The 14,848-nt window shown below is 59.1% G+C and carries 16 protein-coding genes, 1 pseudogene and 1 other annotated feature; of the genes and pseudogenes, 8 read left to right on the top strand and 9 right to left on the bottom strand.

Going from position 1 to position 14,848, the window contains the following annotated elements; genetic code table 11:
• Window positions 1-374: 374 nt before the first annotated feature.
• On the bottom strand, window positions 375-674 hold the full coding sequence (locus tag ASD31_RS06165) for a helix-turn-helix domain-containing protein (RefSeq protein ID WP_056330988.1): 300 nt from the start codon (window positions 672-674) through the stop codon (window positions 375-377).
• Between the two features lie 479 nt (window positions 675-1,153).
• Here ASD31_RS06165 and ASD31_RS25220 point away from each other — a divergent pair.
• Window positions 1,154-1,722 (top strand): annotated as a pseudogene (locus ASD31_RS25220) (transposase); the annotation flags it as partial.
• Window positions 1,435-1,551 (top strand) — a sequence feature (AL1L pseudoknot). Its footprint overlaps the pseudogene before it by 117 nt.
• 39 nt (window positions 1,723-1,761) lie before the next feature.
• On the opposite strand, the gene ASD31_RS06150 reads toward ASD31_RS25220, so the two are convergent.
• The 4 genes from ASD31_RS06150 to ASD31_RS06140 form a co-directional block, all read right to left on the bottom strand.
• Window positions 1,762-2,118 (bottom strand): zeta toxin family protein, encoded by a 357-nt coding sequence (locus tag ASD31_RS06150; RefSeq protein ID WP_156392535.1) that lies wholly within the window; start codon window positions 2,116-2,118, stop codon window positions 1,762-1,764.
• Window positions 2,119-2,128: 10 nt separating this feature from the next.
• Window positions 2,129-2,302 carry a hypothetical protein gene (locus tag ASD31_RS26275; RefSeq protein ID WP_200952129.1) on the bottom strand — a complete coding sequence of 58 codons (174 nt, stop codon included), beginning with the start codon at window positions 2,300-2,302 and terminating at the stop codon, window positions 2,129-2,131.
• A 281-nt stretch (window positions 2,303-2,583) separates the two neighbouring features.
• Complete coding sequence (locus ASD31_RS06145) at window positions 2,584-3,336, bottom strand: alpha/beta fold hydrolase (protein WP_056330881.1); 753 nt, start codon at window positions 3,334-3,336, stop codon at window positions 2,584-2,586.
• A gap of 42 nt (window positions 3,337-3,378) precedes the next feature.
• A complete protein-coding gene (locus tag ASD31_RS06140; protein ID WP_056330878.1) occupies window positions 3,379-5,154 on the bottom strand; it encodes a cytochrome c biogenesis protein DipZ in 1,776 nt (591 codons plus the stop codon).
• A gap of 321 nt (window positions 5,155-5,475) precedes the next feature.
• Here ASD31_RS06140 and ASD31_RS06135 point away from each other — a divergent pair, with 321 nt between their 5' ends.
• From ASD31_RS06135 to ASD31_RS26900, 5 genes are all read left to right on the top strand, one after another.
• Entirely contained in the window at window positions 5,476-6,516 is a 1,041-nt protein-coding gene (locus tag ASD31_RS06135) for an alpha/beta fold hydrolase (protein WP_056330876.1), read from the top strand.
• Window positions 6,517-6,605: 89 nt separating this feature from the next.
• On the top strand, window positions 6,606-7,346 hold the full coding sequence (locus ASD31_RS06130) for a response regulator (RefSeq protein ID WP_056330874.1): 741 nt from the start codon (window positions 6,606-6,608) through the stop codon (window positions 7,344-7,346).
• Window positions 7,343-8,662, top strand: coding sequence for a sensor histidine kinase (locus ASD31_RS06125; RefSeq protein WP_056330872.1), 1,320 nt, complete (start codon window positions 7,343-7,345; stop codon window positions 8,660-8,662). The genes ASD31_RS06130 and ASD31_RS06125 overlap by 4 nt, the downstream gene beginning before the upstream one ends.
• 134 nt (window positions 8,663-8,796) lie before the next feature.
• Complete coding sequence (locus tag ASD31_RS06120; RefSeq protein WP_056330870.1) at window positions 8,797-9,213, top strand: organic hydroperoxide resistance protein; 417 nt, start codon at window positions 8,797-8,799, stop codon at window positions 9,211-9,213.
• Between the two features lie 27 nt (window positions 9,214-9,240).
• Entirely contained in the window at window positions 9,241-9,366 is a 126-nt protein-coding gene (locus ASD31_RS26900) for a hypothetical protein (protein ID WP_274534253.1), read from the top strand.
• Between the two features lie 56 nt (window positions 9,367-9,422).
• Here the strand turns inward: ASD31_RS26900 and ASD31_RS06115 are convergent, their stop codons facing one another.
• Together ASD31_RS06115 and ASD31_RS06110 are read right to left on the bottom strand one after the other, a co-directional pair.
• On the bottom strand, window positions 9,423-9,782 hold the full coding sequence (locus ASD31_RS06115; RefSeq protein ID WP_056330867.1) for an EF-hand domain-containing protein: 360 nt from the start codon (window positions 9,780-9,782) through the stop codon (window positions 9,423-9,425).
• 16 nt (window positions 9,783-9,798) lie between these two features.
• Entirely contained in the window at window positions 9,799-10,440 is a 642-nt protein-coding gene (locus ASD31_RS06110; RefSeq protein WP_056330865.1) for a TetR/AcrR family transcriptional regulator, read from the bottom strand.
• A gap of 112 nt (window positions 10,441-10,552) precedes the next feature.
• On the opposite strand from ASD31_RS06110, the gene ASD31_RS06105 reads away from it, so the two are divergent.
• Complete coding sequence (locus tag ASD31_RS06105) at window positions 10,553-12,148, top strand: ABC-F family ATP-binding cassette domain-containing protein (RefSeq protein ID WP_056330860.1); 1,596 nt, start codon at window positions 10,553-10,555, stop codon at window positions 12,146-12,148.
• 125 nt (window positions 12,149-12,273) lie between these two features.
• A complete protein-coding gene (locus ASD31_RS06100; RefSeq protein WP_200952128.1) occupies window positions 12,274-13,152 on the top strand; it encodes an alpha/beta hydrolase in 879 nt (292 codons plus the stop codon).
• Window positions 13,153-13,262: 110 nt separating this feature from the next.
• On the opposite strand, the gene ASD31_RS06095 is transcribed toward ASD31_RS06100, so the two are convergent.
• Entirely contained in the window at window positions 13,263-14,228 is a 966-nt protein-coding gene (locus tag ASD31_RS06095) for a quinone oxidoreductase family protein (RefSeq protein ID WP_056330855.1), read from the bottom strand.
• A 46-nt stretch (window positions 14,229-14,274) separates the two neighbouring features.
• Complete coding sequence (locus ASD31_RS06090; RefSeq protein WP_056330986.1) at window positions 14,275-14,847, bottom strand: TetR/AcrR family transcriptional regulator; 573 nt, start codon at window positions 14,845-14,847, stop codon at window positions 14,275-14,277.
• Between the last annotated feature and the right edge of the window lies 1 nt (window position 14,848).

Below are 14,848 nucleotides of genomic sequence, written 5' to 3'. Positions count from 1 at the left end.
AACGCTTTCGCCTCGCTCGGTGACGGACTATCGCGACAGGGTATTTGCGCTTTAAGATGGTCGGTCGGGTGCAGGGCCAACGTCGAGACGATGGTCCTGCACCCGACGCGTTTGCCTCGGCTGCCATTGATCCGGGAGCGGCGTCGGCGACGCCTGTATGCGCCACGACATCGGCAACGGCCTCGGCGGTCAGGAACTGGAAGCGCGCCGGAATTCGTTTCAGCGTGCAACATCTACTCGCAGAGCCTGGAGACATTTCAGGAGGCGCTCCCATCGCGCCGAAATCGCAGCGGGCGTCTCCAACTACACCGACATTGCCGCCTCGTCCAGTTGGGCGAAGTCGTCGCAGCGTAGAGGTTTTGGAGTGTGATTTATCAGGGAACCCTATCGTTCGCGACGATGCCGCCTTCTCCCTCGAGGCGAGCGATCCGCTTTGCATCCGAACTATTAAATTTGAGCCGAACGCCGATGCCACCGCCATTCTCCTCGATGAAGACGGCGCCTAGGTCTTGTAACGCCTCCGCAAGCGCCGCTATCACGTCCGGTTCCGGACTGTCGATCATGCGCTCGAATTTCTCAACAATGGATTCATCGACGTGCGAACGAAGAGCCAGTTTGGCTCGAGAAACTTCGACAAGTGCTCTTGCCGCACGGCACTGGGGACCCGTAATCATTGATTGGCCCTTAAGTTGGATATTGACCGACTGTAGCAATATCCGAACTCAACCATTATCTGATGAGGAGTTCAAGGGCCCTACTTCGTCTGCTTACTACGTGCGTTTCGCCATCCCATGCCTGAAACTTGCAAATAGAGACATGTCTGTCTGATCCCGCTCACGGATTTTGCCAACCCGGATGGATGAAGATTGACGTTTCAGCGGATTCTGCATTGTCGCGAACGATTCAGGATGGAGATATGCTTCAGGCTGATGAGGTGGTGGCCACGTTGCGGCTGCATGGGCTTGGTTGGGGCGCAAAGGCTTTAGGCGCACTAGGAAAATCGGCCCCTAGGAGCGAGACAGTTTGACATGTTTTCGGTGCAGGTTCCGCGCGACGACTTGGTCACGCGTGCCGCCCCCAGATTAGCCAAGCCCGAATAGTGAACCGCCCCGAGTTTGCCGGAGGTTCCAACTTCTGAGAAAGTGGAGCCGATATGAGCAAGGCGACGAACAAATTCTCTCCTGAAGTCCGCGCCCGAGCCGTGCGGATGGTTTTGGATCACGAAGGCGAGCATTCCTCGCGATGGGCGGCAGTGTCTTCAATCGCCGCCAAGATCGGCTGCACGGCGCAGACGCTCAATGAATGGGTCAAGAAGGCCGAAGTCGACAGCGGCAAACGAGCAGGTCTGCCGAGCGATATGGCCGAGAAGATCAAGCCTCTTGAGCGGGAGAACCGGGAGCTTCGACAGACCAACGAGATTCTTCGTAAGGCGTCGGCATATTTTGCCCAGGTGGAGCTCGGCCGCCCCTCCAAACGATGATCTCGTTCATCGACGAACGCCGCGGAGTGTTCCGGGTCGAGCCGATCTGCAGACTGCTGCCGATTGCCCCGTCAACCTACTACGAGAACGTCGCCAAGCGATTGGATGTGGATCGCCTGTCGATCCGCGCCCGCAGCGATATCAGCCTGAAGATCGAGATACGTCGTGTCCTCGACCAGAACTTCCGGGTCTATGGCGTTCGTAAGGTCTGGCGACAATTGAAGCGGGAAGGCTTCGAGATCGGGCCGATAGGGTCCGATACACGGTATCGAGCAGTTTGATCAGTTCGAACATACCGCTGTCATTTTATGCCAGCAGGCTTTGGATTGCATCTCGAAACGCTTCGAAGGATCCGACTGGAATGTTCCTCCAGCTCCTTGTTGACCTCTTCCGTAGTGCATGCTGCTCAGTGTCGTCTCGAAAATAAAGCTTTGCCGGGCTTCGATCATCTCGGCAATTTTCAGGAGTGCAGCTTTGCCAGCCTGCATGTCGGTCGATCTGCCATCGTGGTCCGAGGGTATCGCCTTGGCGATTTCATCTGCGTTGATCCAGACACCTTCGAGATCGAGCTTCGCGAACGCGGAAGACTTGCCGGAGCCATTCGGCCCTGCGAGGAGGATGCATGACAATTCCGGCATGAAGCGACTGCTACCTCACCGTCGCCGGGACGCGATCCTTGCACTCGGTTGTCGATCGATCCTTTGCTTCGTTCTGCTTGTCCTTGGCAGAGATCGACAAACCCATGCGACGGCTCTCGGCAAGAGCTTCCCGGCCAATCTGCTTCAGGGCTTCCTTGTTTTCGCGGTACTTCTTCAAAAGCATCGTAGATCTTCTTTCCTTGTCTCGAATATAGCGCTTCACGCCATCCGCTGCAAATTCCGCTTGTGCCAAGTTCCGCCGATAGCAACACTGGATCCAACAGGTAGCGCGAGACGGCTTCAAGCGCCGATGCTAGTCGTTCCATAATAGCGGCTTATGCCAAAAGACTTTCAAACAAACCAGCGACTTAGCTAAACCAGGTTAAGTTGTCGACGGTTCTGATCCCATCAAGGCGAAGAATTCAGTGGCGATCCAGGTTGCCGGATCGCCACTTTTTGCCCGCGCTAGAGTGCCTTCGCCGCCTTCTCAATGACGTCAGCAACCTTTTCGGGATGCGAGGCGAAGACGGCATGGCTGGATTTGATCTGGGTCACGCTGCTGCTGGCACGTTTCGCCATCTCACGTTCCAGTTCAGGATTAATGGATCTGTCTTCGGTCGCAACAATGGACCAGCTGCGTTTCGTCTTCCAAGCGGGATTCTCTATCTTGGCCGAGAAGGCTTCTTTCGAGGCGAAGACCTGCGACCTTGCCAGAAACGCGGCGTCGTCTTTCGGTAGGTCCGCGGCGAAGTCGTTCGCGAATGCGGCGGGGTCGAGATAGAGATATTTCCCGTCCTTTGTCTCGCGGATATTCATGCCGCCAGCAGGCTTCGAACTTGCGAGGCTGAGGAGGCTTTCACCCTGGTCCGGCTGAAACGCCGCGACATACACGAGACCAGCGACAACGGGATTGTGGCCAGCTTCGGTAATCACCATGCCGCCATAGCTGTGACCGACGAGAAGCGTCGGGCCGTCCTGCAGATCGAGCACCCGGTTGGTGGCAGCGATATCGTCGGCGAGCGACGTCATCGGCTGCTGCACGATCGTGACATTGAACCCGCGCTTGACGAGGATATCGGATGCGTTGCGCCAGCCCGAACCGTCGGCAAGTGCGCCATGGACGATGACGATGTTTTTGACTTCCGCGGCCTGCGCCGAAAAGGCGATGATGCTGGTGGCGAAGGCGAGTGCGAGGATCGAGATGGTATGTCGGTTCATGCGTTTTACTCCTGTTGTCGTGGGGGGTGAGAAGAGAGGGGCTCAGCAGAAGGTGAAGGCGTAGGCTTCGACGCCTGAATCGAGGAAGCGGATTTCAAACGTCCGTTCCTCCACGTCGCCGGACTGGCGAACGAGTTGGTAGAGCTTTGTGGAGGTTATGGTGCCGTGGCCGTCAGCATCAGTATCCGCGCCATGATTGGACCCGGGTGCCTTCCCGTTGATCGTCACCTGGAAGCGAACAGGTTTGTCGGCAGCGCCGGGTCCGAGGACCAGATGCAGGTCGCGGGCGCTGAAGCGGTAGACAATGCTGCCGTCCGGCTGGTCCAGCACGGCGCGTTCGGCGCCAACCGTCCAGGTCCCGGAGAGGCCCCATTCATTCAGGCCCGGTTGCGAGACAGAATATGCGTTGGCGGTGTCGGCAAGCAGGCCTTCCGGAGAGACGAAGCCCACGGCCCGTTTGAAGCCGAGATAGCTCTCGCCGGAGCGGATGTTCTCGAGATCGGGGCTCGCCTCGGCACCCTTGGCATCGGGCGTCACCGTTGTGGTCGTCGCCATCTCGTTGCCAGCTTCGCGCAGCAGATCCTGGATCGCCTGCTCGGTCTGGCGGTAGTTGCCTTCGCCGAAATGATGGTAGCGAATCTGTCCCTTTGCATCGATCAGGTAGTGTGCCGGCCAGTAGCTATTCTCGAAAGCGCGCCAGATCTTGTAGTCGTTGTCGATCGCAACAGGATAACCGATCCTGAAATCCTCGATCGCCTTTTTGACGTTGTCGATCTTCTTTTCGAAGGCGAATTCCGGGGCATGCACGCCGATAGCGACGAGACCCTGATCCTTGTATTTTTCGGCCCAGGCGCGGACGTAGGGGACGGTTCGTATGCAGTTGATGCAGGAATAGGTCCAGAAATCGACGAGGACGACCTTGCCGCGAAGCTGTTCCGTGGTAAGCGGCGACGAGTTCAGCCACTCGACGGCACCATTCAACGACGGTGCGCGACCCTCCACGGGAAGGTTGCTCCGGAACGGCCGATCTGGATCGATGACGGCAGCCGTGGCGTCATTGCTCACCATCTCGGCGGATAGTTCAGCGGCCGGCTTCTCGTGCAGTTGGTCAAGGACGACCTGCTCGAATGCGGCCGTGCTGGCATAGGAAAGCCGTGCAAGGAGACCGGTGTCGAGGCCAAGCGCTATGACTGCAACGCCAGCCAGAACCGCTGCTCCCAGCACCTGTCGAATACGCTCGCTGACGCCGAGCGACCGTTTCATGCCGGCGAAGATCTTACCCCCGACAAGAAGGGCAATGGCAAGCGATGTCGCTGCACCAGCAGCATAGGCGATGAGTAGAAACGTCGTCTGGAGGTTGGCGCCATTTAGGGCCGCACCTGTCAGCAGAAGGCCAAGGATAGGCCCGGCGCAGGGCGCCCAAAGGAGCCCCGTTGCAACGCCGAGGATAAAGGAGCTTGTGGCGGTCGGTACGGAGCCAGGTCTGCCCGAGGCGTTCAGCAACCTGTTGCCGAAATCGACGACGGGTTTTGTGATGATGCTCGCAACGCGTGGCGACAACAGACTGATCCCGAAGACGGTGAGCAGCAGGATCGCGGCGAGACGACCGTATTCATTGGCGTGGATCGCCCAACTGCCACCGACCGCTGCAAGCGTTGCAACCAATGCAAAGGTGACGCTCATGCCAATCAGCATGGGCAGCGTGCTCCGCAGGAAAGGCTGTCCGGCCCGGGCAAAGACGAAGGGGAGAATGGGAAGGATGCACGGGCTGAGGATGGTCAGCGCCCCTCCGAGATAGGCAATGATGAGAAGTGTCATCGTCGTTTCCTTGAAACCGGTTGGTCGGGTTCTGGACGGCGATGAGGCTCGACCAGCAACAGGGCCAATCTGCTCGGAGCGACGTATCCCGGATGTGTCTGGCTTCCATCGGAAATGTACCGCAGTGTAGGACCCGGCCCATCCACGACAGAGTGATACAAATCGTTGGCAGGCCCGGCCGGCGGGTCGTGTGAATTGTATCGAACTGTATCAAAGGCGCCGGACGCTACATCCGCATTCAATTCCGGGCCTGACGGGACACATGCGAGATACGTGCAGCCGGCTTTCTTCACATCACGATCAATCGATATGGAGAGAGCGATGTCCCCTCAATTCAACCACCAGCGCCGCCGATTCTTCGGTATCGCCGCCATGACCGTGGCTGCCACCCAATTGGGCATGAATACGATCGCCAATGCCCAGACGCGCGCTGCGTCCCCCGCCTCGGTCAAGGCAGGAGGGCACACTTCGTTCGCAGCACTCAAGCAGATTAAGGCAGGCGTACTCGATATCGGATATGCGGAAGCCGGCCCGGCCGATGGTCCCGTTGTCCTGCTCGTTCACGGCTGGCCATACGACATCCATAGCTATGTCGATGTCGCACCGATCCTTGCCGATGCCGGTTATCGCGTGCTTATTCCCTATCTGCGTGGCTACGGTACGACGCGATTCCTTTCGGACGAGACCCCGCGGAACGGCCAGCAGGCGGCGCTGGCTGCCGACATGATCGCCTTCATGGATGCACTCGGCATCGAAAAGGCGATCCTGGGCGGATATGACTGGGGTGCGCGCACCGTCAACATCATGGCTGCTCTCTGGCCGGATCGCTGCCAGGCGATGGTGTCCGTCAGCGGCTATCTCATCGGCAGCCAGGCCGCCAACAGCAAGCCGCTTCCTCCGGCCGCGGAACTCTCCTGGTGGTATCAGTTCTATTTCGCCACCGAACGGGGGCGGCTTGGCTATGCCGCCAACACGCACGAGTTTGCAAAGCTCATCTGGCGGACGGCATCGCCCACCTGGACATTCGACGATGCGACCTTTAATCGATCGGCCGCCGCCCTCGACAATCCGGACCACGTCGATATCACCATCCATAATTATCGCTGGCGGCTTGGCCTCGCAGAAGGGGAAGCGGAGTACGATGCCTTCGAGAAGCTGCTCGCGATGGGGCCGGTGATTGCCATTCCGACGATCACCATGGAAGGCGATGCCAATGGTGCGCCTCACCCGCAGCCATCGGCCTATGCAAAGAAGTTCTCGGGGAGATACGAGCACCGAGATGTTGCCGGTATCGGGCATAATCTGCCGCAGGAAGCGCCAGAGGCATTCGCTCAAGCCATCATAGATGTCGCGAATTTCTGATGACGGAGGCTGCCGCCAGAAACCGCTTTACTCGCGGCAGCCCACACGGAACTAATGTCGCGTGTGTGCGTATGTTTGAAAGGCCAGATATGGAGCATGTCGACCACATTCTGATTGTCGATGACGATCGCGAAATTCGCGAGCTGGTATCGAGCTATCTGAAGAAGAACGGTCTTCGAACGACGGTTGCCGCCGACGGCCGGCAGATGCGCAGTTTTCTGGAAGCCAGCACGGTGGACCTGATCGTGCTTGACGTGATGATGCCGGGGGATGATGGCTTGGTGCTGTGCCGGGAACTGCGCGCCGGCAAGCACAAGGCGACGCCGGTCATCATATTGACGGCGCGCGACGACGAGATGGACCGCATCATCGGGCTCGAAATGGGCGCCGACGATTATCTGCCAAAGCCGTTTGCGGCGCGAGAACTCCTTGCCCGCATCAAGGCAGTGCTGCGGCGCACGCGCATGCTGCCGCCCAATCTGCAGATCAGCGAGGCCGGCCAATTGCTGACCTTCGGTGACTGGCGGCTCGACACCGTCGGTCGGCATCTTCTGGACCGGGACGGAACGGAAATAGCCTTGAGTGGCGCCGAATACCGGCTGCTGCGGGTATTCATCGATCATCCGCAACGCGTGCTCAATCGCGACCAGATCCTAAACCTGACGCAGGGCCGCGATGCCGAACTGTTCGACCGCTCGATCGACCTTCTGGTCAGCCGCCTTCGCCAACGGCTTGGTGATGATGCGCGCGAACCGACCTACATCAAGACGGTGCGGGCCGAAGGCTATGTGTTTGCTGTCCCGGTCGAAATCTCGGTGCCCAGGACATGAGTATGGGCGACAAGTCTCTGTCTGGCTGGTGGCCAGGCACCCTTCGCTCGCGATTGTTCCTGATCCTGTTTGCGGGACTGGCGGTTGCCTATGGCCTGTCCTTCAGCATTCTCTTTGCCGAGCGCTACATGTCGGCCAAGGCCGTCATGCTCGGAACGTTGGAGAGCGATCTGGCAACGTCGATCGCTGTTCTCGACCGTCTTCCCGCCAACGAGCGACCTGATTGGCTCGATCGCCTGAGCCGAGGAAGCTACCGCCTTGTACTCGGCCCAGGACTTCCCGGTGTTCCGGATTTGTCGGGGCGCGGTGCGGAGATTGCTGACCGGATAGGGCAGGCGGCTGGCAACAGGTTTGCGATCCGCGTCGAAGCCATTCCAGGCGACCACATGCGGTTGCAGGGGCATTTGACGCTGTCGGATGGTTCACCGCTGACAATCGATGTGACCCCGCGCGGTGTGATGCCCTTGGCTGAATGGCTGCCGTATGTCTTCGCGGCACAGATGCTTCTGCTCATCCTCTGCACCTGGTTTGCGGTGCGCCTTGCAATTCGTCCGCTGGGCGCTCTCGCCGCTGCTGCCGATGCACTCGATCCCGGCAGACAAGGTTCTCCCCTGAACGAAGATGGTCCGAGCGAGGTTGCCCAAGCGGCGCGGGCCTTCAATGCCATGCGTGACCGGATCGCCCATTACCTGGAAGAACGTGTGCAGATTCTCGCGGCAATCTCTCATGACCTGCAGACGCCGATCACCCGCATGCGGCTTCGCGCCGACATGGCGGACGATAGCCCCGAAAAGGACAAGCTGGTAAACGATCTGCGCGAAATCGAGCGGCTGGTGCAGGACGGAATTGCCTATGCGCGCAGTTCGCACGGTAATGGCGAAAAAAACGCGCGCATCGATCTGGCATCCTTCATCGACAGCATCGTCTACGATTATCAAGACACCGGAAAGGCGGTTTCGGTGGCCGGCATCGTTCAGGGGACTGCCCTGACCAAGCCGCATGCGTTGCGACGTATCCTGAGCAATTTCATCGACAATGCGCTCAAGTTTTCCGGTTCTGCCGAGGTAAGTGTCGAACGATCGGGTGAGGGGAATGTTGTCATTGTGGTCAAGGATCATGGACCGGGCATCCCCGACGACAAGCTGGAGTCCGCCATGCAACCGTTCTACCGCGTTGAGACGTCCCGTAACCGGGACACGGGGGGCACGGGACTAGGACTGGCTATCGCCCAGCAGTTGGCCGTCTCGCTTGGTGGAGCGGTGCGGATCTACAATCGTTCCGGTGGCGGGCTCGCTGCGGAGATATCGCTGCCCTGACAAGGCCCAAAGCGTGGCCTCTACGCTGCGATACAATTCTACCCTTTTCGAAAACATGCCGGATACGTGGATGCGGCAAAACACATCCGTCAATCACGTCGCGCTCTGCGACCGAACGAACGAAGGAGTGTTCCATGACAAAGATCGAAAAGGTTCTCTATACCGGCAGGACCCATACCACCGGCGGACGCGACGGTGCGGCATTGAGTGACGATGCGCAGCTCAATGTAAAGCTTTCGCCTCCGGGCAGCGGTAAGCCCGGCACAAATCCCGAGCAACTCTTTGCTGCTGGCTGGTCCGCTTGCTTTATCGGTGCCCTGGGCATTGCCGCGGGCAAACATAAGGTGGCGCTACCGGCGACGACGGCAGTCAATGCCGAAGTCGACCTCGGAATGACTGACGGTGCCTACCTGCTGCAGGCCAGGCTGAATGTCAGCCTTCCGGGGCTCGATTACGACCTTGCACGGGTTCTTATCGACGAAGCTCACCAGACCTGCCCCTATTCCAAGGCGACACGGGGCAACATCGCTGTTGAGCTGAAGCTTGCCTGACACGTTGCCAATACCCACGAGTGATCGATGAAACGCCTGATCGTTGGCATGCTCGCGCTTGCCATCTTCGCAGCGCCCTGCGTCTATGACGTGTTCTCGCCGGAACCATCCCCCATGGCGGCGCTGGCCACGGCCGTTGGCCTTCCGGGATAGAGAGGGTTGGAGGTCGAAGAGGGAGCGGCTGCGGAACAGTCGCTCCCCTTTTTCCATCATGACTTGTCGCCTTCGTCCTGAAGCAAGGTCGCAGCTTCGATCGCCAAAGGATCGGCCTTGAGAAGAAGGTAATCCAGCATGGATTTCAGGCTGGGATCGCAAAGGTCGGCCGGCATCAGGACGCCCGTCGAGTTCATTTCATCCTGACTGACCAATCCGTCGCCGTCGTGGTCCATGCGTTCGCCATAGTCGACGGTTGGCATTCCCTGCTCATCGGTGGCGATTCCGGGCTTCAGGATCTCGTTGAATGTCTTGAATTCATCAGAGTTGAGTTTTCCGTCTCGATCCTTGTCGAATTTTTCAAATGCATTATTGAGCATCTGCGAAAGAGGGCTGGCATTGTTGATTGTCGTCACGATTTCTTGTCTCCGGTCAGTTGGATTTAGGTTTCATGGCAGTCTGGAAGATCGTCCATCGGCTTTCGAAGACGCGGCGGCATTCGGCTTCATCGGGATTGTCGCAAAGGCCCAGGCGAACACGATTGTTAGCGCCCTCCAGCAGATCGACGAGGACGCCGCATAGTTCTGATGCGTCGGCCGCAATGAGGACACCCGATTGCTGAGCAGCGATGATCGCGCCGACCATGGGCTCCAGCGCAGCGCTCGACCATATGGCCAGCCTTTCTCGAAGGGACGCCGACAGAACGGCCTCTGCAGTGACTGAGAGGTAGAAGGCCGAATAGTCCCTGTCCGTACCGAATTGAAAATAGCGAAACGCGATCGCGTGGAGGGCGAGCAGGGGTTCCTCATGCTCCTTTGCCGCCTGTGCGAGCGCTGCACGAAACCGGGTGAGATCGCGTTCAACCACGGCCTCCAGGAGCGCCTGCTTGTTCGCGTATCGGCGGTAAAGTGTGTGTTTGGAGATCGCCTGGCGCGCTGCAATTTCCTCTATCGAAGCGTTTGCAATACCTTTTTTTGCAAAGGCGGCGCGGGCTTCGTCCAGAATTTTTCCGGCAAGGCTCGCCGCCTCCTCGCGTGTCGGTCGTCCTCCCAGGCGTGGCTGTACTGTCTTCATGCGACCTCGAAGTGTTGAATGGAGAGAGACTTGACGGCCACCATTGTCCATACCTGAATAATTTGCTAACAGCACGGTAACGTGCCGTTTATTTCGATGCAACAGGTTTGATATGTCTCTCATCGTGCTGTCAGGTCTTTCCTGGCTTAAGCCGGACGGTGATCCGGTATTCGAGGGTCTCGACCTGTCGTTTCGACCGGAAAGAACCGGTCTGGTCGGGCGAAATGGCGTCGGTAAAACGACCCTGCTGAAAATCATCTCCGGCCTCCTGTCTCCATCTGCGGGGTCCATTACCGTCGAGGGCACGGTCGCGGCCGTCCGGCAGATGCTGGATGTCGGGGCAGACGAAACAATCGCCGACCTTTTCGGTGCCGGTCAGGCACTCGAATTGCTTGCCCGGGCAGAAAGAGGGGCCGCCAGCCTGGAAGACCTTGCGGAAGCCGATTGGACAGTCAGGGAGCGTATGTTGTCGGCACTTGCCCGATTTGGGCTGACTGGCGAGCCGGATACACTGCTTAGCCACTTATCTGGTGGACAACGGACCAGGGCTGCTCTTGCGGCGGCCCTCTTTAAGGAGCCGAATTTTCTTCTTCTCGACGAGCCGACCAACAATCTGGACAGTGCCGGACGACAAGCAGTCATCGACGGTCTCAGAAGATGGAAAGGCGGAGCTATCGTCATCAGCCATGATCGCGAACTGCTTGACCATATGGATGCCATCGTCGAACTGACCACGCTTGAGGCGAAACGCTACGGCGGAAACTGGAGCGTCTATCGGTCGGCGAAGGCAATCGAGTTGAATGCCGCTGAGCAGAACCTGGCGCATGCCCAAAAGACGGCCGAGGAAATCGAGCGCAAGGCGCAGGTCCTTGCCGAACGGGAGGACAGGCGGAATGCATCGGGTACCCGCAGAGCAGCCAAGGGGGACATGCCAAAAATTCTTCTCGGTCGGCGCAAGAGCAATGCGGAGGCCAGCCGAGGCAAGGTGACGGAACTTGCCGAGCGCCAGCGCGCCGATGCGCTGGGTGCGGTCGCATCCGCCAAGGCGAGAGTTGAAGTGCTCCAGCCATTTTCTGTGCATCTTCCCCCGACAAACCTGCCTGCTGGCAAGGCAGTGCTATCATTTGATCGCATTGTGGCGGGCTATGATCCGGAACATCCCGTTATCCGGGATTTGTCCTTTTCGATTGTCGGACCTCAGCGTGTGGCGCTTTCGGGACCCAACGGGGCTGGCAAAACAACGCTACTGAAGGTGGTCACTGAAGAGATCGTGCCCATAGCCGGCAAGGTCACGGTTTCTGTCGCTGCGACGATGCTGGACCAGAGTGTCACCCTTCTCGATCGCAGCAAAAGCATCCTCGACAATTTCAAGCGACTGAACCCCGGCGCAACCGAAAATGCTTGCCGGGCCGCTTTGGCCGGCTTTCGTTTCCGCGCGGATGCCGCCCTCCAGCGCGTTGAAACGTTAAGTGGAGGACAAGTCCTGCGCGCTGGCCTTGCCTGTGTGCTCGGCGGTTCCACTCCTCCGTCACTGTTGATCCTGGATGAACCGACCAATCATCTCGACATCGAATCCATCGAGACGGTCGAAGCGGTGCTGAGGGCCTATGACGGCGCGCTTGTGATCGTCAGCCACGACGACGCCTTCCTCGAAAATGTTGGGATGGACGGGCGGCTGGATCTCGCTGGCCGCGCCTCATCAAGTTAGCCGGACAACCCGATAAAGGCGCTCACTGGTTCGCTCTGCCATTTTCTCCAGACACGGAAGCAATCATGTCCCAACCAGTCTACGACCCTCAACTCGCCAACGTTCTGGCATCGATTGGCGATTTCGTGCCGACCGGGATGACGCTAGATCGGTTGCCCTATTTCCGAGCAATAAGCAGTCCAATCCGAGAGGATCTGCTGCAGGATCATCCTGTCGATTGCGTCGATCACCGGATCCCGGGTCATGAGGGCGGCGAGCTCGTGGTTTCTGTCATCACCCGCAAATGCCATGAACAGATCGGCCCCGCGATCTATTTCCTGCATGGCGGCGGCATGGTCATGGGCAATCGCTTTGCCGGTGCTGCTCCCCTGGTTGATTGGGCGATCAAACATGACGCGGTCTGTGTGACGGTCGAATACCGGCTGGCGCCAGTTCCGGTAGAAGACTGCTACGCAGGCCTCTTGTGGATGGCGTCGCATTCGGCCGAGCTGAAGTTCGATCCAGATCGTTTGGTGATCTTCGGCGGGAGCGGTGGCGGCGGGCTCGCGGCGGGCACGGCGCTCTTGGCACGAGACCGAAACGGTCCGCGATTGTTGGGCCAGTTGCTGCAGTGCCCTATGATCGACGATCGAAACAGCACGACGTCTGCCAGCTTGTTTGATGGTGTCGGGGTGTGGGACACGACCAGCAACAGGACTGCCTGGCAGGCGGTGCTTGGAAAGGACTGCGGCGGCGTCGAGGTTTCGCCCTATAGCGCACCGGCGCGGGCCACCGATCTTTCCGGGCTGCCGCCAACCTTCATCGATGTCGGCGCGTGCGAAGTTTTTCGCGATGAGGCCATCGACTATGCCGTCAGAATTCTGGCATCGGGCGGTCAATGCGAACTGCATGTCTGGGGCGGAGCCTTCCATGGCTTTTACGATATCGCCCCTCAGTCCGATCTTGCCCGCGCCTGCATCGCTGCGCGAAACGGCTGGCTCGAGCGGGTGCTGAAGCAGGACTGAGCAGGTCGTTGTCGATATGGCACTGGCCAAGGCGCAAACGACCGACCTGGCTCCTCTCTCGAATTGCGGAGCCAGGGCAGAATGCGGGGGATGGCGCGCTCAAAAGCCGACTAGGGTACGAGCAGCAACTTGCCGGTCGTGCGCCGGCTTGCCATGTCCGCGTGGGCCGAAGCGGCGTCTTCAAGAGGATAGCTTCCTCCGATGTTGATCTTCAGGGAACCATCCCGAACCCAGTCGAAAAGCTGGGTGGTGCGGGCGCGAAGGCGATCCGGTGCGTAAACATGGTCGGAGAAGACCGCGTAGCCGATCTTGATGCTTCTCGGCAGGCTCATGATGTCGAGGAGACCCGGCCCGCCCAGAACGGGGCCGTACCAGCAAAAGGTCCCCGAACGGCGCAGGCTATCGAGAGAACCCTGAAACGTCGTGGGGCCAGAGCCGTCATAGACAACATCGACACCCCTGTCGTTCGTCAAACTCAGGACCTGCTGCGCGAAGTCTCCCCGGCGATCGACAATGACATGCTCGGCGCCTGCCTGTTTGGCGATGGCGACTTTGTCTTCAGAAGAAACACGCCCGATGACACGACCGCCTCGCAGCCGGATGATCTGCGTCAGGAGCAGGCCGACGCCTCCGGCGGCGGCGTGGACCAGTGCAATGTCGCCCGGCTGAACCGGGTAGAAATCGGTGGCGAAGTGGCTCGCCGTCAATCCCTGCATCATGATTGCGGCCGCTGTCCGGTCATCGAAATCAGGCAGGCGAACCAAGGAACTGACGGGTATCGAGATCCGCTCCGCGTAGCTTCCTGGAGCGTAGACCCAGGCCACGCGATCACCCGCGGAGAAATCCGTCACGCCGTCGCCAACTGTGAGAACGCGACCTGCACCCTCGACGCCGAGTATTTTGGGATTTGCGATCTCGGTCCAGGCCATGCCTTGCCGGACACCAATGTCCATGAAATTCACGCCTGCCGCGGCAATCTCGACGAGAACATGTCCCGGTGCTGCATCGGGCTCAGGATGTTCGACGACTTCCATGACATCGGTGTCCCCGATGCCGTTCATGACCGCTGCTTTCATTTTCAGTCCTTTCTTGACTGTTTGTTCCAGAATTGGGGAAAATTTTTTACCGTGGCATGAGTGCGCGGAGCGCCAACCGTGCGAGGGACTGCAGCACCTCTGGCCCGGCACCCCCGCGCGCAGCAATCCGAATGCCGGCGATGCTGGCAATAAGAAAATCAATCACCGCATCTGGCGACACCGATTGGTCCAGATCCCCGGCGTCCTGAGCCTGACTGATGCACTCCCTTGCTGCGTGTCGCAGCCGATGATCGGCCGCAAGATGCACCTCTGTCAGATCGGGGCGGCTCTGGCCGAATTCGCAGATCGAGTTGACACCGAGACACGCCCGATCCGCTTGCGCCACCACCCGATTCATCATTGCGGAAATGCCATCAATCGCGCGTCCACTGCTGCGCAATTCGCGAATGTGCGCTTCGGTCTCTGCGGATGCATAGCGCTCCACCGCGAGGCGATAGAGGGCCCATTTGTCGCCGAACGTGTCGTACAGGCTCTGCCGGCCGATCTTCATGGCCGTAACCAGCATCTCCGTCGATGTCCCGTCGAAACCGTGCTCCCGGAAGACACCCAACGCCGAATCCAGCGCCTTGTCCCTGTCGAATTCCTTGATCCTTGCCATA

Origin of the sequence: Rhizobium sp. Root482, assembly GCF_001426565.1 — a bacterium.
Lineage (GTDB): Bacteria > Pseudomonadota > Alphaproteobacteria > Rhizobiales > Rhizobiaceae > Pararhizobium.
This window is presented reverse-complemented; position numbering and strand designations above follow the sequence as displayed.

What these genes read in the sequence shown, in the direction of transcription:
- ASD31_RS06165 (WP_056330988.1), bottom strand. Translation starts at nt 674, where the DNA reads ATGATTACGGGTCCCCAGTGCCGTGCGGCAAGAGCACTTGTCGAAGTT.
- ASD31_RS06150 (WP_156392535.1), bottom strand. Translation starts at nt 2,118, where the DNA reads ATGCCGGAATTGTCATGCATCCTCCTCGCAGGGCCGAATGGCTCCGGC.
- ASD31_RS26275 (WP_200952129.1), bottom strand. Translation starts at nt 2,302, where the DNA reads ATGCTTTTGAAGAAGTACCGCGAAAACAAGGAAGCCCTGAAGCAGATT.
- ASD31_RS06145 (WP_056330881.1), bottom strand. Translation starts at nt 3,336, where the DNA reads ATGAACCGACATACCATCTCGATCCTCGCACTCGCCTTCGCCACCAGC.
- ASD31_RS06140 (WP_056330878.1), bottom strand. Translation starts at nt 5,154, where the DNA reads ATGACACTTCTCATCATTGCCTATCTCGGAGGGGCGCTGACCATCCTC.
- ASD31_RS06135 (WP_056330876.1), top strand. Translation starts at nt 5,476, where the DNA reads ATGTCCCCTCAATTCAACCACCAGCGCCGCCGATTCTTCGGTATCGCC.
- ASD31_RS06130 (WP_056330874.1), top strand. Translation starts at nt 6,606, where the DNA reads ATGGAGCATGTCGACCACATTCTGATTGTCGATGACGATCGCGAAATT.
- ASD31_RS06125 (WP_056330872.1), top strand. Translation starts at nt 7,343, where the DNA reads ATGAGTATGGGCGACAAGTCTCTGTCTGGCTGGTGGCCAGGCACCCTT.
- ASD31_RS06120 (WP_056330870.1), top strand. Translation starts at nt 8,797, where the DNA reads ATGACAAAGATCGAAAAGGTTCTCTATACCGGCAGGACCCATACCACC.
- ASD31_RS26900 (WP_274534253.1), top strand. Translation starts at nt 9,241, where the DNA reads ATGAAACGCCTGATCGTTGGCATGCTCGCGCTTGCCATCTTCGCAGCG.
- ASD31_RS06110 (WP_056330865.1), bottom strand. Translation starts at nt 10,440, where the DNA reads ATGAAGACAGTACAGCCACGCCTGGGAGGACGACCGACACGCGAGGAG.
- ASD31_RS06105 (WP_056330860.1), top strand. Translation starts at nt 10,553, where the DNA reads ATGTCTCTCATCGTGCTGTCAGGTCTTTCCTGGCTTAAGCCGGACGGT.
- ASD31_RS06095 (WP_056330855.1), bottom strand. Translation starts at nt 14,228, where the DNA reads ATGAAAGCAGCGGTCATGAACGGCATCGGGGACACCGATGTCATGGAA.
- ASD31_RS06090 (WP_056330986.1), bottom strand. Translation starts at nt 14,847, where the DNA reads ATGGCAAGGATCAAGGAATTCGACAGGGACAAGGCGCTGGATTCGGCG.